Raw genomic sequence first — 1,580 nt, 5'->3', positions numbered from 1 at the left:
GTGGTCCGCTCGATTCTGTGCAGCGAGCTAAGGCAGCTTGCACATAAAAATACATGTCTATGCATAACAATTCGACATGAGCTGGCCGGGCCGCTAAGCTGTGGAGCATGTCGAAAGTATTGTCTTCACTCCCAATCGGTGAGCACGTTGGAATCGCCTTCTCCGGCGGACTGGATACGTCATGCGCGGTCGCATGGATGCGTCACAAGGGCGCCATTCCCTGCACCTACACCGCCGATATCGGTCAGTACGACGAGCCCGACCTCGACTCCGTGACGGAGCGCGCGAAGGAATACGGCGCGGAGATCGCCCGTTTCGTCGATGCCAAGCGTCTGCTGGTCGAAGAGGGCTTCGTCGCTCTGCAGTGCGGTGCCTTCAACGTCCGTTCCGGCGGCAAGACCTACTTCAACACCACTCCCCTGGGTCGCGCGGTCACCGGCACCTTGCTCGTGCGCGCCATGAAGGAAGACGGCGTCGACATCTGGGGCGACGGCTCGACCTACAAGGGCAACGACATCGAGCGCTTCTACCGCTACGGCCTGATGGCCAACCCGAAGCTGCGCATCTACAAGCCGTGGCTCGACTCAGACTTCGTCGAGGAACTGGGCGGACGCCAGGAGATGAGTGAATGGCTCGTCGAGCGCGGCTACCCCTACCGCGACTCCGCAGAGAAGGCGTACTCCACCGACGCCAACATCTGGGGTGCGACCCACGAAGCCAAGACGCTTGAATTCCTTGATGCCGGACTCGACATCGTCGAACCGATCATGGGTGTCGCTGCCTGGCGCGATGACGTCGAGATCGCGACCGAAGAGGTCACCGTCGGCTTCGAGGCGGGTCGCCCCGTGTCGATCAATGGTGAGAAGTTCGACGATCCCGTTGCCCTGGTCTTCAAGGCCAACGAGATCGGCGGCCGTCACGGACTCGGTGTCTCCGACCAGATCGAGAACCGCATCATCGAGGCGAAATCGCGGGGCATCTACGAGGCTCCCGGCATGGCGCTGTTCCACATCACCTACGAGCGCCTACTCAACGCCATCCACAACGAAGACACCATCGCGCTCTACCACGAAGAGGGTCGCCGCCTGGGTCGCCGCATGTACGAGGGTCGCTGGTTGGATCCTCAGTCCCTCATGCTGCGCGAATCCATGCAGCGCTGGGTCGCCTCGGCGATCACCGGCGAAGTGACGCTGCGCCTGCGCCGCGGTGACGACTACACGATCGTCAACACCACCGGCCCCAACCTCAGCTACCACCCGGAGAAGCTGTCGATGGAGCGCGTGGGCGACGCCGCCTTCGGTCCCGAGGACCGCATCGGCCAGCTGACCATGCGCAACCTCGATATCGCCGATTCGCGTGCCCGCCTCGAGCAGTACGCGGCCATGGGCATCGTGTCGGGCCCGACCTCGGAGCTCGTCGGCTCCCTCGAGGCCGGTGGCGCCGAGGAGATCGCGAACTCCACCGCCGACGTCGACGCGGCCAGCGATCGCGCCGGCCTATCCGCCGCCTTCGACGCTGGCACGGACTGATCGCCGAGCCCACCGCCAGTAACTGACAACGGTCGGCAAGTTCACCTTGAT

General features: G+C 63.5%; 1 protein-coding gene. It reads left to right on the top strand.

Annotated features, from left to right (window positions below; all coding sequences use genetic code 11):
• The first annotated feature begins 107 nt into the window (after positions 1-107).
• Positions 108-1,529 carry an argininosuccinate synthase gene (gene argG, locus MPN20_RS17060; RefSeq protein WP_242784053.1) on the top strand — a complete coding sequence of 474 codons (1,422 nt, stop codon included), beginning with the start codon at positions 108-110 and terminating at the stop codon, positions 1,527-1,529.
• Positions 1,530-1,580: the final 51 nt, after the last annotated feature.

The organism is Brevibacterium sp. ZH18 (assembly GCF_022748595.1).
Lineage (GTDB): Bacteria > Actinomycetota > Actinomycetes > Actinomycetales > Brevibacteriaceae > Brevibacterium.
This window is presented reverse-complemented; position numbering and strand designations above follow the sequence as displayed.

What these genes read in the sequence shown, in the direction of transcription:
- argG (WP_242784053.1), top strand. Translation starts at nt 108, where the DNA reads ATGTCGAAAGTATTGTCTTCACTCCCAATCGGTGAGCACGTTGGAATC.